Raw genomic sequence first — 16,865 nt, forward strand, 5'->3', positions numbered from 1 at the left:
AAGGCTCCATCGGCGGATTCCGTCAGGCCAAGGGACTCCATTATTCTCTATTCCATCATTCATTATCCATAAGGAGGGGCATCGTGGAAAAGAACGAAAGGCTGGAGGCGCTCACCTCACAAAATACCGAGCTGAGGCGGGATATCGGTCTGTTCGGCGGTATGAGCATCATCGGCGGCATCATGATCGGGTCGGGAATCTTCTACCTGGGCGCTTACGTTCTTCAGCGCTGCGGGATGAGCCTCGGGCTCTCCCTGATCTGCTGGGCCGTCGGGGGGCTGGTCTCCGTGCTGGGCGGTCTCTGTTACGCGGAGCTGGGCGCGGCCATGCCGAGGTCCGGAGGCATGACCCTCTACCTGAACGAGGCTTATCACCCGATCCTCGGCTTCCTCTACGGGTTCAGCGACTGGCTCATCGGCGGACCGGGGTCCATAGCCGCGATCGCCATCGCCCTGCCTACGGCTCTTCGGGCCTTTACGGACATCGGCGACATGGGGATCAAGGCCATCGCCATCGTGCTCATCGCGATCCTTTCCCTCTACAACTGTTTCGGCATTCGCCTGAGCGCCATCCTCCAGAACATCTCGATGGTCGCCAAGCTGATCCCCATCCTGATCATCCTCTTCGTGGCGCTCCTCCTGGGACAGGTCTCTCCCACATTGGGGATTCAGCCTCCCACAGGCCCCGTTTCCGTTTTCGATATCCTGCGGATGCTGGCCTTCGCGATCGTCGCCTCGCTCTGGGCGTACGAGGGCTGGGCAAACATCAACGTCGTGGCCGAGGAGATACGGGAACCCCACAAGAACCTGCCGCGAGCACTTTTCTTCGGTATCGGAGGCATCACGATTCTCTACGTCCTCTTCAACTACGCGATCTACCGGGTCCTGCCCCTCTCCGAGATCCAGACTATGCTCAATGCCGAGAACTACTATCTGGGGACGGCCGCGGCACAGAAAGTCCTGGGGAACACGGGGGCCATCATCGTCACGGTGGGCATGGCTCTGTCCATGTTCGGCGCGCTGAACGGCTGCATCATCGCCCAGCCCAGGACCTATTACGCTATGGCGCAGGAGGGACATTTCTTCTCCAGCTTCAAGTGGCTGCACCCCAAGTACAAGGTACCTGCAGTGCCCATGGCCGTCCAGTGCGTATTCTCCATCATCCTGGTCCTGTTCCGCTCCCTGGATCAGCTGACCTCGCTCGTCATCTTCAACGCCATGTTCTACTACATGCTGGGCATGTTCGCCGTCATCCGCCTGCGCCGCAAGTATCCGGACATCCGGCGTCCCTACAGGGTGGTGGGCTATCCGGTGGTCCCCATCCTCATCGGGCTCGTATTCTTCGGGCTGCTGATCAATACGCTCGTCGAGGACCCCGCGAACGCCCTGCTGGGGCTCTGCGTCCCCGCCGTCGGCGCCGTGGCCTATGCCCTGTTCGACCTGCGCCTGAAGCGGCAGGGCTCGTCCCAATAAGGAGGCATTCGAGTCATGAAGATTTTCGAGAACGGGAAATTCTATCTGGAGAAGGGGCGATTCTGTGAGGCCGTGCTGACGGACGGCGAGACCATCCGGGCCGTCGGCGGACGGGACGAAATGCATGCGCTGGCGGGGCTCGCTCCCGCCGTCGTGGACTGCTGCGGCCGAACCGTGCTGCCGGGCCTCAACGACTCTCACATGCACCTGTCCTGCATCGCCGCGGCGAACGCACAGGCCGACCTCTCCGGATGCAGGAGCATCGGGCAGATCGTCGACACCTGCCGCGCGTTCATCGCCTCCCGCCCCGAGTCCGCTGCGCGGGGCATCCGCAGTATGGGCTGGAACCAAGACCTCTTCGAGGGCGAGAAGCGGATACCCAACCGCCTCGACCTCGACAGGATATCGACGGAGATTCCGATCGTCCTCGAACGGGTCTGCGGACATATCTGCGCGACGAACACGAAGGTCCTGGAGCTGATGGGGATCGATGCCGGCGCTACCCCGCCCGAGGGAGGAACGATCGGGACGGATTCGGAGGGAAAGCCCAACGGAGTCTTCACCGAGAACGCCGTCGCGTGGGTGGAGCAGGTCATTCCGGACTTCACGTTCGAGGAGAAGGTCCGGATGTTCGCGGATGCGCTGGACACTTGCGCGGCCTGCGGCCTGACCAGCATCCAGTCCAACGATGTGGGGGCCCCCAACGTCTATGGGGACTCGGACTCCATCCGCACCCTTTTCGAGACCGGAAGGGCAACGATCCGCTATCGACATCAGATCACCTTCGACGACCCCGAGGCCCTGAACCGTTTCTGCGACACCGAGGCCAGGAGGGACATCTACAAGGGCAACCGCCTGACGATCGGTCCCCTGAAGCTCTTCAAGGACGGCAGCCTGGGGGCGCGCACCGCTCTCATGCGCCGGCCCTACGCGGACGATCCGTGTAACTGCGGCGTCGAGGCCCTCTCCGACGAAAAGCAGGAAGGCCTCTGCCGCGCCGCAGCGGCCCGTGGGATGCAGGTGATCACGCACGTCATCGGCGACGCGGCCGTCGAAAAAACGGTCGGCATCTACGAGAGGATGATGAACGGCGGCCCCAACACGCTGCGGCACGCCCTGGTCCACTGCCAGATCACGGACCGCCCGCTGCTGGAGCGTATCGCGCGCCTGGGGGTCCTGGCCATGGTCCAACCCATCTTCCTGGACTACGACATGCACGTCGTGGAAAGCCGGTGCGGCCGAGAACTGGCCTCGACCTCCTACGCCTTCGAGACCCTGAGGCGCCTCGGAGGACACGTCTCCTACGGCACCGACGCTCCGGTGGAAAGCTGCAACCCCTTCCCCAACCTCTACAGCGCGGTCACCCGAAAGGACAAGGACGGATATCCGAAGGACGGGTTCTTCCCGCAGGAATGCGTCGGCATCTGCGACGCCGTGGATGCCTACACGCTGGAGAGCGCCTACGCGGAATTCGCCGAGGGGTTCAAGGGCCGAATCCGCCCGGGATACCTCGCGGACTTCACGGTGCTCAGCGACGACATCTTCACCATCGAACCGGACGGGATCCGGGACATCGCCGCCGAGATGACGGTAGTCGGGGGAGAGATCGTCTACCGGCGGGGATAGGGCGGGGAGCGAGGCGGCAAAGAATGGAGGACCTGCCGCGGCTCCACCTCCATCAGACCCGAGCGAAACTTCGGCCCTCACAGCGCCCGCTTGAGGTAAACCTTGTCGAGGAGCCGCACGCCATCCTCGATGATCGGACGGCTGTAGTGCTCTGCGAAGTAGTTCTTCAGCGTGTGGGAAACCTCGAAACCGCAGGACGCGTAGAACACGGCGGTGCGTCCGCCGGTTCCGACCTGCAGGACGCCCTGGCCCCTGTACCGATCAAGGACGTGGAGGATCAGCGCCCTGCCGTAGCCACATCCCTGATGCTCCGGGACGATCACGATGTTCTGGAGCTCGTAGAGCCCTTCCCCCTCGTTCGTTACGACGCACACGCCCCTGAGCCCGCCGTCGTAAAGGGCGATCATCTCGCCTCGGTCCAGATAGCGGGCGATCATCGTCTCCTCCTCGTCCGCCAGGAGGAGCAGGTCGAGAAAACGCTCCCTTTCGGACGCGACCGTTCGGAATTCCACAGCCCTTCACCCCCGTCCCCGCATTCTCGCCCCCTCAGTCCCGCTGCCCGTAGCTCTTGAACTTCTCCAACACGACCTCCATATCCGCCTCCGACAGCAGGACCGGCTTGCCCATGCTGCGGGCCCGGCAGTAGAGCTCGCAGACGAACTCGATCTCCTCGGCCGCGTTGAAGGCATAGCGGATGTCGGGCCCCGCCGCCAGAAGGCCGTGGTTGCCCAACAGCACGGCGTAGCGGTCCCTCATCCCCTCGAAGGCCAGCCGGGCCAGCTCCCGGGACCCGAACGGGGCATATTCGGTGCAGCGGACGTCGCATCCGGCGAAGCCGATCAGGTAGTGCACGGGGGGAAGCCCCTCGTGCAGGCAGGCCAGGGTCGTCGCACAGGTCGAGTGCGTATGCACCACCGCCCCGATGTCCTCGCGCCCGGCGTAGAGGACGCGGTGCATATCGACCTCGCTCGACGGGACGCGCCTCCCCTCCACGACACGGCCCTCGAGGTCGAGCACCACGACATCCTCCGGCTCGGTCCGGAAGTAATCCATCCCGCTGGGGCTGATCGCCATCAATCCCCGTTCCCGATTGCAGACGCTGACGTTTCCGCCCGTCCCCCTGGTCAGATGGTGCGTCACAAGTCTGCGGCAGTAATCGACGACGCTCTCTCGCTCCTCTTGCAGCAGCATCACGTTCGCTCCTCTCAAAAAGCCACGTCCCACACCCGGGACCTCCGTCCCGAGGATCGGCAAAGAACATCCTCCGCCACGCCCCGGAAATAGCCTGGAAGCGCGTCGAGCGCTGCCTCCTCCGGACATCCCCGGCCGCTTCCCGACCTTCGGCGCACGGCGAAACATGCGGTCCATTCGGCCCCCCCGACATTTGTCGCCGTATCGTTCGTTATATTATAATCATAAGGTTGCCGCCGCTGTCAGCCTTGGGTTCGGGAGCCCGGAATGGAGGGGCAAAGTTGCAGGATTACATCTCCGCCTTTCATAATACGTCCTCGGCCGCCGCCGTCATCATATCCGTGGCGCTCATGCTCTTCTCCGGGTTCATGGCGACGCGTCTGACGAAGCGCCTGAGGCTGCCCGACGTGACCGCCTATATCGTCTCCGGGATCCTGATCGGCCCCTACTGCCTGCGCCTCGTCCCGGCCCGGATCATCGACGGACTGGACTTTCTGCCGGACATCGCGCTCGCCTTCATCGCGTTCAGCACGGGCGAGTTCTTCAGAATGTCCGTTCTGAGGAAGAACGGGACGAAGGTGATCGTCATAACGATTCTGGAGGCGTGCCTGACCTCGCTCCTCGTCTTCGCCGTCGTCTATTACGTCCTGCGACTCAATTTCGCCTTCTCGGTCGTTCTGGCCGCACTCGCCTCGGCGACCGCGCCGGCCTCGACCATGATGACGATCCGGCAGACGGGGGCCAAGGGGGACTTCGTCAACACGCTCCTGCAGGTCGTGGCGCTCGACGACGTCGTCGGGCTGGTCGAGTACAGCATCGCCATCTCCGTCGCCCTCGCCTCGATCTCCGATGCGGGGCCGGGAGCGGGCGGAGGCTTCGACCTTCAAAACGTCCTTCTTCCGATCGCCGTCAACGCCGGGGTCCTGGGCCTCGGCTGCTTCTTCGGGCTCGTGATGAAGTGGATGCTGTTCAAAAAACACTCCACCGACAACCGGCTGATCATCGCCATTGCCCTGCTGTTCTCGTTCTGCGGCATCTGCACGCTCTTCGACGTCTCCCCGCTGCTGGGCTGCATGTCGATGGGCACGGTCTACGTCAACCTCACCGAGGACGACAAGCTGTTCAAGCAGCTGAACTACTTCAGCCCTCCGATCCTTCTTCTGTTCTTCGTCCGGTCGGGGCTGTCGTTCAAGCTGGATACGCTTTTCAGCGCCTCGGCCGCCGTCGGCAGCGTGCCGCTCCTTCTCGTCGGGGTCGTCTATTTCATCGTCCGGATCCTGGGGAAATACGCCGGCGCGTTCTGGGGATGTCTTCTCGTGCACAAGCCGAAAAACGTCAGGAATTACCTCGGTCTGGCCCTGATCCCGCAGGCGGGCGTCGCCATCGGCCTCGCGGCCCTCGGAGCCAGGACGCTCGGCGGGGAGATGGGGGGAGCGCTGCAGACGATCATCCTCGCCTCCAGCGTCCTTTACGAGCTGATCGGACCGGGCTGCGCAAAGCTCTCGCTGTATCTGGCGGGCTCCTATCACACGCGGCTGGAGGACATCGTCCCGGAGGAGGTCCTCCCGGCAAGCGAGGGCCGAAAATCCGCCATAGAACTGCTGGTCGAGAGGATACAGAAAATACAGAAGGAGTTGCCCCCCAAATCCCTCCTCTCCGAGGAGGAGGAGGCCTTTATGGAGGCGTCGGAGAATCAATATGCGGCGATGGAGGCGAGCCGCCGCTACGCGAACATCCGCCGTTCGCGCCTGAGGAGGTTTTAGGTGTCATGAATACGCAAATCAACGGCCTGGCCGCGGCAATCTTGGGAGGATGGACGGATGAGCTCAACGTCCGCTCCGTCATATTGAGGATTTTGCTTTCGGTCATGCTGGCGGCGATCATCGGCTGCGAACGTTCCAGCAAGCGGCACTCCGCGGGGCTGCGCACCTTCATTCTCGTCTCCCTGGCCTCCACGACGGCCATGCTGACGGACCTGTACCTTTGTCGATCCGCGTCGGAGCGCTTCCCCCTCATCTCGGCGGCGGCCGTGGTCGGCGCCGCGATGGTCAGCGTCAACGCCATCCTGTTCAGCTCGAAAAGCCAGATCAAGGGTCTGACCACGGCGGCGGCCCTCTGGTGCTGCGGACTGGTCGGGATGGCGCTGGGCGCCGGGCTCTACACGGTGGCGTCGATCTCCTTCCTGGCCCTGTTCTCCAGTCTGGCCCTGTTTCCGCCCATCGAGCGGTACATGAAGGACAACTCGAACCATTTCGAGATCCATCTGGAGCTGAAGAGCAAGGGCAACCTGCAGTACTTCGTCACGACGGTCCGGAGCCTGGGGATCCGGATCGAGGACATAGAATCCAACCCTGCGTACCTGAACTCGGGGCTGAGCGTCTATACCGTATCCCTGACCATCAACAGCGCCGAGCTGAAGAAGTACAAAAAACACAGCGAGATCATCGAAGCCCTGCGCTCGCTCGAGTACATCGCACACATCGAGGAGATCAACTGACCGCGTCGGGCGGGGCGTCCGCGCCCGATGTCCCGCAGATCGAATGAGGGGAAAAAAGGAGAGAAAACAAAAAGACGGCCTTCCGCCGTCTTTCCTTTTAACAGGCCCAAGCGCCTTCAAGAACGCTTCAGGCGTCTGATTTTCTATGGTGCGGAGGGGGAGAATCGAACTCCCACAGCTTTACAGCCACAAGATCCTTAGTCTTGCGCGTCTACCAATTCCGCCACCCCCGCAAAACAGAAAACATTATACCGTCTATCGCGGGAACGTCAAGGGTAAGGGCAAAGAAATCGGCCCATGGACTACAGTTTGGATTTTTCCCAGCCCCACGGACCTGTCCGCCGTAAAAACGTTCCAATGGCTACTTTACGCTGACGGGTCCGGATAGCATAATAAGGGCGGGGACTCTCCCGCTCAGCCAGCGACAAGAGGAGCATGAAATGAACCAGCCGGACTACTATCAAATTCTGGGCGTCCCGAACGGGGCGACGGACGCGGAGATTGAGGAAGCCTACCGGAGAATGTCCGCCCTTTTCGGGCCCGATGCGAACCCGGAACCCTTCGCCGCCAGGATCTACGCTGCCGCGACGGAGGCCTACGAAGTTCTGAGCGATCCGGTGCGCAAAAGTGCGTACGATCAAGCTCGGCAGCCCCTCCAAGAGGATATGGACGTGGAGGACGACGGCTTTTTCGAGGACGGATGGGCCCGAGATGACGCCCCCTATACGGAAGCCGAGTTCTCGGACCGGGACGGAGAACGAGCATCCCGCGCCAACGCTTGGCGGTACTCCTCCGAAACGGACTGGGAGGACGTGGAGTACTCGGACATCCCCGAGCCGCCCCGCAGGAAGAAAAAACTGCCGAATCCGCCCTGCCACTACGTCGTCGAGAGGCCTGCCGGAGAGGAATGGATGGAACGGGAAGAAGCTGCGGCAAGATCCCGCTCCTATTTTTCCCATTGGAGGTTCTGGGCGGCCCTCTCCGCGTGCATGCTCATGGGGTACCTGATATCGAGGACGGTCGCATGGGGGCTGGACGCCGCCAAAAAGGACAGCCTGCTCAACCTGACGACGTTTTTTTTCTGCCTCGCCTGGATCGGCTTTCTGACCCTGCGCCGCAAATGGAGCCACGTCCGTTGCCATTATCGCAACCCCCGTACCGGCAACGTGGAATCCTATCCGCCCGACCTGCTCTTCAAGATAGTTTTTCCATGCCTGTGCGCCATCTACCTCGCGTCGACCCGTTTCATCAACATTTCCCCTGGTTACGACGGAGAGGGCACGATTCTGTTTTACCCGGCCTTCGCCGTAGCCTTCGGCTTCAGCTTTCATTGGGCCACCGTCTTTGCGGAGAGGCCGTAAAAGCCTCTCCCGTACCCCCTCGATTTCAATCCACGAAAAATCGGGCCCCCGGCCGTATGCCAGGGGCCCGATCCTTCATTCCAATCCGAGAAAGGCGTCCGTCCCCTACTTCACAAGGGCCTTGCCCGCCTCGTAGGCCTTCAGGTTCATGGGCAGGAACTGCGGCTTCTTCGTGCCCAGCTTCTCCTTGATCATCTCAATGCACATCGAGTCACTCACCAGGTCGGTCGCGGCGACGAGGGTCCCCAGCATCACGATGTTGGCCACCTTGTCACTGCCGGTCTCGTTGGCGATCGTGTTGGCGGGGACGGCGATAGTGCGGATGTCGCTGCGGACGTTCTCCCCCTCCAGCTTGACCAGGTCGCTGTTGTAGATAAGGACCCCGCCCTTCTTGACGTCGTTCTTGAACTTGGTCAGGGACGGCTGGGTCATCACCACCACGGCATCCGCATCGGAGACGACCGGGGACCCCACCTTCTCGTCGGAGATGACGACGCTGCAGTTGGCCGTACCGCCCCTCATCTCGGGCCCATAGGAGGGCAGCCAGGAGACGTTGCGTCCCTCCGCGTTGCCCGTGTAGGCGATCAGCTGGCCCAGCACCATCAATCCCTGTCCGCCGAAACCCGCCGCAACCAGCGTACGCTCGAACTTCTTTCCTCCGTTGTCCGCCATGTCCTCGCCCTCCTCACTCGAAATCCTTCTTGACGCCCAGAGGATAGTAGGGAATCATGTTCTCATCCACCCACTTCAGGGCGTCCACAGGACGCATGCCCCAGTTGGTCGGGCAGGTGGAGAGCACCTCGACGAAGGAGAACCCCTTCTTGTCCACCTGGTTCTTGAAGGCCTTCTTGATCGCGGCCTTGGCCTGCATGATGTACTTGGGCTGGGAGAGCGCCACGCGCTCGATGTAGGCCGGACCGGCCAGGGTGGCCAGCATCTCGCTCACCCGGATGGGGTACCCGCTCACCTTGGGGTCGCGTCCCCCGATGCAGGTGGTCGCCCTCTGGCCCAGGAGCGTCGTGGGCGCCATCTGACCGCCGGTCATGCCGTAGATGGCGTTGTTGACGAAGATAATCGTCAGGGGCCAGGCTCGGTTGACCGCGTGGACGACCTCCCCCATTCCGATCGAGGCCAGGTCGCCGTCGCCCTGATAGGAAAAGACGATCTTATCGGGCCTGACGGCCTTGATCCCGTAGGCAAGGGCGGGAGCGCGGCCGTGGGCGGCCTCGATGAAGTCCACGTCGATGTACTGGTGCATGACGACGGCGCAGCCCACCGGGGCGATGCCGATCGTGTCCTCCTGGATCCCCAGCTCGTCTATGGCCTCGCAGACCAGGCGGTGGGCCACGCCGTGCATACAACCCGGGCAGTAGTGCGTGTGCACGTCCCTTTGCCAGGTCTTCGTCATCTCAAAAACTTTCGTCTCGCTCATCTTCTCGCCCCCTCCTTCTACTTCTTCCCGAGCTTTCCGAGCAGTTCCCTGCACTTGTCCTCGATCTCGTGCACGGACGGCGTAAAGCCGCCCCACCGGCCGTAGGTCTCCACGGGCAGGCGGCACTCGGTCGAGATCTTGACGTCGTCGAGCATCTGATACTCCGAGCTCATCTCCACGTCCAGCAGCAGCTTGACCGAGGCGGGCAGATCCCTGAAGCCCTTCACCGGATAGGGCCACAGGGTGATGGGCCGGATCAGCCCCACCTTGAGCCCCTCCCCCCTCAGGCGGTCGATCGCCGTCCGGGCCATGCGGCTCGTCGTCCCATAGGCGGCGATCACCAGCTCCGCGTCCTCCACCAGGTAGCGCTCGACCCGCTGCTCGTTCTCGCGGATCTTCAGGTACTTCTGCTGGAGGTGCGTCACCTGGATCTCCAGATCCTCGGGCTTCAGCTTGAGGTTGTAGACGATCGTACGCTCGCCGCCGCGCTCCTTGCGCCAGCCAAGGGCCCACTCCGCGTTGGATTTGGGATCCTCGATCGTGCGCGTCTTGATCTCCACGGCCTCCATCATCTGGCCCATGAAGCCGTCGGCCAGCACCATCACCGGCGTCCGGTACTTCTGGGAGAGGTCGAACCCGTCCTGGATCAGGTCCACGGCCTCCTGCAGGTTGTCGGGGGCCAGCACGATCATGCGGTAGTCCCCGTGCCCCGCGTTACGCGTCGCCTGGAAGTAGTCGCCCTGAGCGGGCAGGATCCCGCCCAGTCCGGGGCCGGCCCGCATCACGTTGACGATGACGCAGGGCAGCTCGCCCATCGCGATGTAGGACATCCCCTCCGCCATCAGGGAGATGCCGGGGCTCGACGACGTGGTCATCGCACGGTACCCCGTGGCCGCCCCGCCCATCAGGGCATTGATGGACGCGACCTCGCTCTCGCACTGGAGGAACACTCCCCCAACCTGCGGAAGGCGCGACGACATATACTCGGGTATCTCGTTCTGAGGCGTGATCGGATATCCATAGAAATACCGGCAGCCCGCCTGAATGGCAGCCTCCGCGATGGCCTCCGTCCCCTTCATCAAAACCTTCGCCATTTTTGTCCCCCCTCCAGCTACTCGTCGGTGCGATAGACCGTCAGAACCACGTCCGGACAGATGCGGGCGCACAGCGCACAGGCGATGCACCCCTCCTGAAACTGCTCCACCGGGCGGTACCCCTTGGGGTTGATCCTGTCGGAAATCCTCAGGACCTTCTTGGGGCAGACCTCCACACAAAGCCCGCAGCTCTTGCAGTAATCCTCCCGAACCTCCACTCGTCCTTTCGCCATGTTTCCACGTCTCCTCTCCTGTTCGCTGACGTTGAAATGCGAATCCTCGCGAAAAACAATGCGCCTCGCTTCAAGCTCCGTTCGCCCGCACCGGGGCCGACCACATGCTTTCGCCCTCCCACGGGCGCTGCATGTACCGGACCATCGGCCAGATCGGGACGGAGTCAACCCCCAACAGCCGCTCCACCTCGCCGCAGAGCTCCTCCAGAACCGTCGCGTAGAGCACGGGCAGATTCAGCCTCCGCCCCGCCTCCAGGACGATACGGACGCCCTCCGCGACGTCCTGGGCGGCCGTCGTTTCCATCAGATGACAGTTCGCGATCAGAGCCCCCACCTCGAGCCCGCAGAGCATCTCCATCTTGGCCCGCATCTTCGCGATAGCCTCCGGACTGCCCGTCGTGGGCCGGAAGGCGTTGGCAACCAGGAGCAGCCGGTACCCCGCCGCCTCCAGGTCGGGCGCGAACTGCGTCAGGGCCCGGACCCCCACGGCGTCGCCGCCGATGTCGAGGATCAGCCGCGCACTCCCGTCCACGATGGCCCGGGAGATCGCCGGGTTGATGATGGACATGTCCGACCACTTGGCCGCCTCCGGAGGGGTGAGCACGGTGAACCCCTCCCGCTCCAGCTGGTCCGCCACCTGGCGGATGCAGAAGTAGGGGTTGATGATGTCCGCGTCGGCAATCGTGACGCGCTCTCCCCGCTCCTTGAGTCCCCGCGCCAGGTTCAGGACGAACTCCGTCTTCCCCGACCCCAGAGCCCCGGTGACGGCCACGACCCGGGGCCATTCGTAGAGCCCCGCCATCTCCGCAGGCGTCCGCCCTTCCGTCACAGCACATCCCCCTCCTTCAGACGCAGGCCGCGCGCCCATTCGTTCCCCCCGACCCGCTTCTTCCCCTCGGCCTGGACCTCGTCGAGGCGCAGCGCGCCCCCCCCGCAGCCCACGACCGGAAAACCATCGGAAAACCGCAGCACACGCCCGACGTTTTCCTCCGCCCCCCCGGCCCCCTCACAGGGCAGGGTTTTCCACATCTTGAGCCTCGCTCCTCTCACGGCCGCGAAGGCCCCAAAGGAGGCGTCAAGCGCGCGGACAACGTTGTGGATCCGCAGGGCATCCCACTCCCACGACACCTCGCCCTCCGCCTTGCCGATCTTCGGAGCGTAAGTAGCGGCGTCATTATCTTGCTTTTTCAAAAAATGAAACATATTGTTCGGTGTATTTAGTAAATATTGTACACCTTCAAGGGCGATTTGGCTTCCCCCCAAACTCAATTTCTCATAAAGCTCCGAGGCCGTGGCGGTCAGCCCGACGGGGACGGAGACTTGGCGCAAGATCGGGCCGGCGTCCATCTCCGGGACGAGGCGAAAGACGGTCGCCCCCGTCTCCGCGTCGCCGCTCATCAGGGCCCGCTGGACCGGCGCGGCGCCGCGCCAGCGGGGAAGGAGGGAGGGGTGGATGTTGAGGCAGCCCCAGCGCGGGGCGTTCAGAAACGGCTCTCGGATCAGCTGGGCGAAGTCCACGACGAAGATGGCGTCGGGGGGGGAGGTGGTGACGGCCTTCAGCAAAGGCTCGTTTTCGGACAGGGGGCCCGTCCGCTCCAGGGGGAGCCCCAGGGCCAGGGCGGTTTCCTCGACGCGGGAGACGGTCTCCCTCAGGCCGCGTCCCGCGCGCGTGGGGTTCCCGGTGATCACGCGCTCGAGGGAGATACCGGGGGGAAGCGACGCGCTCAGGTGCATCAGGCACCGGGCCGCGAACGCGCCGCTCCCCATGAACCAGAGGCGCGTCATCGGGCGGCGGCCGCGCGCTTGCGCATCTTGGTCCGGATCATCCCCCGTTTGATGGGCGAGAGGTAGTCGATGAAGAGCTTGCCGTCCAGGTGGTCCATCTCGTGCAGGAACGCCCTGGCCAGGAAGTCCTCGACCTCGTGGACGCGAAGCTCGCCCCTCTCGTCGCGCGCCTCGACCCGGACCCAGGAGGGACGCTTCACCTCGGCGTAGATGCCCGGGAAGCTCAGGCACCCCTCCTCCCCCATCTGCTCGCCCCTCTGCTCCAGCAGGCGGGGGTTGATCAGGACGAAGAATTGTCCGTCGTACTCCACCAGGGCGATCCTCCGGGACACCCCCACCTGGGGGGCCGCCAGCCCAACGCCATCGTGCGTCTGCATCGCAACGCGCATCCTCGCCACAAAATCGGCCAGCTCCTCGTCGAACTCCTCGACGGGCTCGGCCGGCTTCTTGAGCACCGGGTCGGGGAAGCAGCGAACCTCCAGCTCCCCCCCGTCCAGTATGCCCGAAGCCACTCCCTTGTACTCCGTCATGTGTACCCCCGGATATCCATGCCGCCCCCGCCCGCGAAAAGAGGACGGAAGGTCGGCTCTTTTTTCGTTCGATCTCTGACCTTCAGTATACCCGCATCCACAGGCTCGCGCATCCGAAGAAACCTGAATATGTATCCCGGTTTCGGCATTTTTCGTTATTGATTATACTTGACCTTAAGGATAGAATTGGGCCGGAATGGACGCAAGAACCGTGTCGTTTCGTTCAATACAGGTTCAATACAGGTTGAAAGCCAATATATTTCGGAAAGCAGGTAGCGCGTTTTGTCCAATCTGACCCGAACCATCGAAAAGTACATTCACGAGCTCTTCGAATCCGAGGGGGACGAGTCCATCGTCTCCCTCAGGCGCAAGGAGCTGGCCGAGACGTTCGGCTGCGTGCCCAGTCAGATCAACTACGTCCTCCGCAGCCGTTTCACGCCGGAGCGGGGCTTTCTGGTCGAGAGCCAGAGGGGCGGGCACGGGTACATCCGCATCCTGCGCGTCGCCTTCGAGGCCCCCGAGGACCGGCTCAGCCATATCGACGCGATCGTCGGGGACTCCATCACCGAGCAGGAGTGCCGGAAGCTGCTTCTGGCCCTTCAGGAGCGCGAGCTGCTCTCGACGCGGGAGCGCCTGATCATCGAGGTCGCCCTGAGGCACGAGGAGGAGATGGGGCGGAACGAGTTCGACCTCTCCCCCCACAAGCGCAGCGTCATTCGGGCGGATATGCTCAAGAAGATGCTGCACAGTCTGATGCTGGCTTAGGCTCTTTTCTGAATCCCATGCACGGCAAGGAGAACAAAAATGTGGCAATTCTTTACGGAACGAGGTAAAAAAGTCATCCAGCTGGCCCATCACGAGGCCCTTCGCATGGGGCACCCCATGGTGGAGCCCGAGCACATCCTGCTGGGCCTGATCCACGAGGGCGGCGGCACGGCCTGTCAGGCGATGATCGCCCTGGGGCTCGACCTGGAGCGCATCAAGTCCCAGATCGAGGAGGCCATGGGGCAGTCGCAGCCCAACATGAAGTCCATCGACCTGCCGCTCAGCCCCCGGATGAAAAAGGCGCTGGAGCTGTCCATGCTCGAGGCCCGGAACATGGGCGTCAACTACGTGGACACCGAGCACATGCTCCTGGGCATCCTGGGCGACGACAACAGCCTGGTCTCCCAGTACTTCTTCACGATGGGCGTCGACATCGCGGCCGCCCGGAGGCAGATCACGGCCATCCTCCAGGATGGGGAGGGCAGCCCCGACCCCAAGGGGCAGAACGTCGAACTGCTCTCGGACCGGCTCAGGAAGAAGGGCAGGTCCCGGACCCCCACGCTGGACCAGCTGGGCATCGACCTCACCCAGAAGGGGCGGGACGGCGAGCTGGACCCCGTCATCGGCCGGGAGCGCGAGATACGCCGCATCATGCAGGTGCTCTGCCGCCGCACCAAGAGCAACCCCGTCCTGATCGGCGACCCGGGCGTGGGCAAGACCGCCGTGGTCGAGGGGCTGGCCCAGAAGATCGCCGACGGCGCGGTCCCGGAACCGCTGAAGGACAAGCGCGTCGTGCAGCTCAACACGGGGAACCTCGTCGCGGGGACGAAATACCGCGGCGAGTTCGAGGAACGGCTGCGCCGCGTCGTCAAGGAGCTCAGCGACTCCGGCGACGTCATCCTGTTCGTGGACGAGGTGCACACCATCGTCGGCGCCGGGAACGCCGAGGGCGCGGTGGACGCCGCCAACATCCTCAAGCCCAGCCTTTCGCGGGGCGCGTTCCAGCTGATCGGGGCCACGACGCAGGACGAGTACCGCAAGTACGTGGAACGCGACGCCGCGCTGGAGCGGCGTTTCCAGCCGGTCCGGGTGGAGGAGCCGAGCATCCCGGACACCGTCCTGATCCTCAAGGGCCTGCGCGACCGCTACGAGGCCCACCATCAGGTCTCCATCTCGGACGAGGCCCTGGCCGCCGCGGCGCAGCTCTCCGCCCGCTACGTCCAGGACCGTTTCCTGCCCGACAAGGGAATAGACCTCATCGACGAGGCCGGGGCCCGGTCCCGCCTGCGCACGCTGGACCCGCCCGAGTCCATCCGCGAGCTGGAGCGTTGCCTCGAGGAGTCCCGCAAGCAGAAGGAGGGCGCTGTCCTGGCCCAGAACTTCGAGGCGGCCGCCCGCCTGAGGGACGAGGAACACACCCTCGCCGACCAGCTGGAGGCCGCACAGGCCGAGTGGCGCGAGAACCGGACGCACCAGCGCGCCGCCGTCACCTCCGAGGACATCGCCGACGTCGTCTCCGAGCTGACGGGCATCCCCGTGAGGCAGCTCACCGAGGCGGAATCGGAGCGCCTTCTGCGCATGGAGGAGGAGATCTCCTCGCGCCTCATCGGCCAGGACGAGGCCGTTGGGGCCGTGTCGCGGGCCATTCGCCGCGCCCGGACGGGGCTGCGCGACCCGCGGCGTCCCATCGGCAGCTTCCTCTTCATGGGGCCGACCGGCGTGGGCAAGACCGAGCTGGCGCGCTGCCTGGCCCGCTTTCTCTTCGGCAGCGAGGAGGCGATGATCCGCATGGACATGAGCGAGTTCATGGAGAAGCACGAGGTCTCCAAGCTCCTGGGCGCGCCCCCCGGCTACGTGGGGCACGAGAGCGGCGGCAAACTCACGGAGGCCGTCCGCCGTCGCCCCTACTCCGTCGTGCTCTTCGACGAGATCGAGAAGGCGCACCCCGAGGTCTACAACGTCCTGCTCCAGATCCTGGAGGACGGGCACCTGACCGACGGCCAGGGGCGCAAGGTGGACTTCCGCAACACCGTGATCATCATGACCAGCAACATCGGAGCCAGGGAGGCCCAGCAGGGCGGCGCCCTGGGGTTCGGGAGCGCCTCCGACGCGGAGACCCGGAACTGGGACCGCATCAAGACCGTCATCCTGGACGAGGCACAGCGTGCGTTCCGGCCGGAGTTCCTGAACCGCATCGACGAGATGGCCGTGTTCCGCCCGCTCTCCCGCGAGAGCCTGATGCGCATCGTCGAGACGATGCTCGCGGAGGTGGGCGAGCGCCTGGAGAAACGGGGCATTCGGATCGGGGTCAGCGAGAGCGCGAAGACGAAGATCCTGGAGAAGGGCTTCAAGCCCAAGTATGGGGCCCGGCCCCTGCGCCGCGCCATTCAGTCCCTGATCGAGGACCGGCTGGCCGACTCCCTGCTCTCCGGGCAGTTCCCCGCCGGGACGCAGGTGTCGGTGGATGTCGAGGGGGATGGGCTGGCGTTTGCGAACGGGACCTCCGCGTGACTCCAAATCCAAATCAGGCCCCTTCAGGGGTAGAGCATAAGAATAAAAGTTGGAGCCGCCGGCAGTGCCGGCGGCTCCTCGATCGTCCGGCCGCTCGAACGGCGGATGCCCCCATCAGGCCCCCGCCGCATGGGGACGATGCAGCGCGTACAGCCCGACCAACCTGATCTGCTGCTCCGGGGTGACGTCCAGAAACTCGGCGCCGGTGGTAAAGCAGCCGCCCTCCTGCGCGTAGACCCGGAGGAAATGTCCTTTGATCGACAGCGCCTCGGAGGGGTCCCCCAACCGGAAGAGCGCCTCCTTCCACTCGATGTCCGCCTCGCTCAGGACGAGCCCCCGCTGCTCCCGCTCGAAGCGGACGCGGACCC

At 63.9% G+C, this 16,865-nt stretch carries 17 protein-coding genes and 1 tRNA gene; 7 read left to right on the forward strand and 11 right to left on the reverse strand.

The window, feature by feature from the left end; all coding sequences use genetic code 11:
• Positions 1-83 precede the first annotated feature (83 nt).
• Together Q0176_RS04110 and Q0176_RS04115 are read left to right on the forward strand one after the other, a co-directional pair.
• Positions 84-1,472, forward strand: a complete 1,389-nt coding sequence (locus Q0176_RS04110; RefSeq protein WP_299299508.1) for an amino acid permease — start codon at positions 84-86, stop codon at positions 1,470-1,472.
• Positions 1,473-1,487: 15 nt separating this feature from the next.
• Positions 1,488-3,098, forward strand: a complete 1,611-nt coding sequence (locus tag Q0176_RS04115) for an amidohydrolase (RefSeq protein WP_299299510.1) — start codon at positions 1,488-1,490, stop codon at positions 3,096-3,098.
• A gap of 77 nt (positions 3,099-3,175) precedes the next feature.
• Here the strand turns inward: Q0176_RS04115 and Q0176_RS04120 are convergent, their stop codons facing one another.
• Complete coding sequence (locus Q0176_RS04120) at positions 3,176-3,610, reverse strand: GNAT family N-acetyltransferase (protein ID WP_299299512.1); 435 nt, start codon at positions 3,608-3,610, stop codon at positions 3,176-3,178.
• Between the two features lie 34 nt (positions 3,611-3,644).
• The gene (locus Q0176_RS04125; protein ID WP_299299514.1) at positions 3,645-4,289 is read right to left on the reverse strand and encodes an L-fuculose-phosphate aldolase; all 645 of its coding nucleotides are present in this window, start codon (positions 4,287-4,289) and stop codon (positions 3,645-3,647) included.
• 281 nt (positions 4,290-4,570) lie between these two features.
• Between Q0176_RS04125 and Q0176_RS04130 the strand changes: the two genes are divergently transcribed.
• Positions 4,571-6,052, forward strand: a complete 1,482-nt coding sequence (locus Q0176_RS04130; protein ID WP_299299516.1) for a cation:proton antiporter — start codon at positions 4,571-4,573, stop codon at positions 6,050-6,052.
• A gap of 5 nt (positions 6,053-6,057) precedes the next feature.
• Complete coding sequence (locus tag Q0176_RS04135) at positions 6,058-6,786, forward strand: MgtC/SapB family protein (protein WP_299299518.1); 729 nt, start codon at positions 6,058-6,060, stop codon at positions 6,784-6,786.
• A 146-nt stretch (positions 6,787-6,932) separates the two neighbouring features.
• Here the strand turns inward: Q0176_RS04135 and Q0176_RS04140 are convergent.
• A tRNA-Leu gene (locus Q0176_RS04140) sits at positions 6,933-7,019 on the reverse strand.
• 207 nt (positions 7,020-7,226) lie between these two features.
• On the opposite strand from Q0176_RS04140, the gene Q0176_RS04145 reads away from it, so the two are divergent.
• Positions 7,227-8,147 carry a DnaJ domain-containing protein gene (locus Q0176_RS04145; protein WP_299299520.1) on the forward strand — a complete coding sequence of 307 codons (921 nt, stop codon included), beginning with the start codon at positions 7,227-7,229 and terminating at the stop codon, positions 8,145-8,147.
• A 105-nt stretch (positions 8,148-8,252) separates the two neighbouring features.
• On the opposite strand, the gene Q0176_RS04150 is transcribed toward Q0176_RS04145, so the two are convergent.
• The 7 genes from Q0176_RS04150 to def all read right to left on the reverse strand — a co-directional run bounded on the left by Q0176_RS04150 (position 8,253) and on the right by def (position 13,221).
• Positions 8,253-8,819: a 2-oxoacid:acceptor oxidoreductase family protein gene (locus tag Q0176_RS04150; protein ID WP_299299522.1), complete on the reverse strand. Its 567-nt coding sequence runs from the start codon at positions 8,817-8,819 to the stop codon at positions 8,253-8,255.
• Positions 8,820-8,832: 13 nt separating this feature from the next.
• Positions 8,833-9,579 (reverse strand): thiamine pyrophosphate-dependent enzyme, encoded by a 747-nt coding sequence (locus Q0176_RS04155; RefSeq protein WP_299299524.1) that lies wholly within the window; start codon positions 9,577-9,579, stop codon positions 8,833-8,835.
• Positions 9,580-9,596: 17 nt separating this feature from the next.
• Positions 9,597-10,673 (reverse strand): 3-methyl-2-oxobutanoate dehydrogenase subunit VorB, encoded by a 1,077-nt coding sequence (gene vorB, locus Q0176_RS04160; RefSeq protein WP_299299526.1) that lies wholly within the window; start codon positions 10,671-10,673, stop codon positions 9,597-9,599.
• A 17-nt stretch (positions 10,674-10,690) separates the two neighbouring features.
• On the reverse strand, positions 10,691-10,906 hold the full coding sequence (locus tag Q0176_RS04165; protein ID WP_299299528.1) for a 4Fe-4S binding protein: 216 nt from the start codon (positions 10,904-10,906) through the stop codon (positions 10,691-10,693).
• Between the two features lie 70 nt (positions 10,907-10,976).
• Positions 10,977-11,735 (reverse strand): hypothetical protein, encoded by a 759-nt coding sequence (locus Q0176_RS04170; protein WP_299299530.1) that lies wholly within the window; start codon positions 11,733-11,735, stop codon positions 10,977-10,979.
• A complete protein-coding gene (locus Q0176_RS04175) occupies positions 11,732-12,691 on the reverse strand; it encodes a methionyl-tRNA formyltransferase (protein ID WP_299299532.1) in 960 nt (319 codons plus the stop codon). The genes Q0176_RS04170 and Q0176_RS04175 overlap by 4 nt, the downstream gene beginning before the upstream one ends.
• A complete protein-coding gene (def, locus tag Q0176_RS04180) occupies positions 12,688-13,221 on the reverse strand; it encodes a peptide deformylase (RefSeq protein ID WP_299299534.1) in 534 nt (177 codons plus the stop codon). Before def ends, Q0176_RS04175 begins: the two co-directional genes overlap by 4 nt.
• A gap of 282 nt (positions 13,222-13,503) precedes the next feature.
• On the opposite strand from def, the gene Q0176_RS04185 reads away from it, so the two are divergent.
• Both Q0176_RS04185 and Q0176_RS04190 read left to right on the forward strand, forming a co-directional pair.
• Complete coding sequence (locus Q0176_RS04185) at positions 13,504-13,986, forward strand: CtsR family transcriptional regulator (protein ID WP_299299536.1); 483 nt, start codon at positions 13,504-13,506, stop codon at positions 13,984-13,986.
• A gap of 39 nt (positions 13,987-14,025) precedes the next feature.
• Positions 14,026-16,497, forward strand: a complete 2,472-nt coding sequence (locus Q0176_RS04190) for an ATP-dependent Clp protease ATP-binding subunit (protein ID WP_299299538.1) — start codon at positions 14,026-14,028, stop codon at positions 16,495-16,497.
• A 114-nt stretch (positions 16,498-16,611) separates the two neighbouring features.
• Here Q0176_RS04190 and Q0176_RS04195 read toward each other — a convergent pair.
• Positions 16,612-16,865, reverse strand: a 254-nt coding sequence (locus Q0176_RS04195) for a hypothetical protein (protein ID WP_299299540.1), incomplete at its 5' end; no start/stop codon positions are given.

The organism is uncultured Fretibacterium sp. (assembly GCF_938040765.1).
Lineage (GTDB): Bacteria > Synergistota > Synergistia > Synergistales > Aminobacteriaceae > CAJPSE01.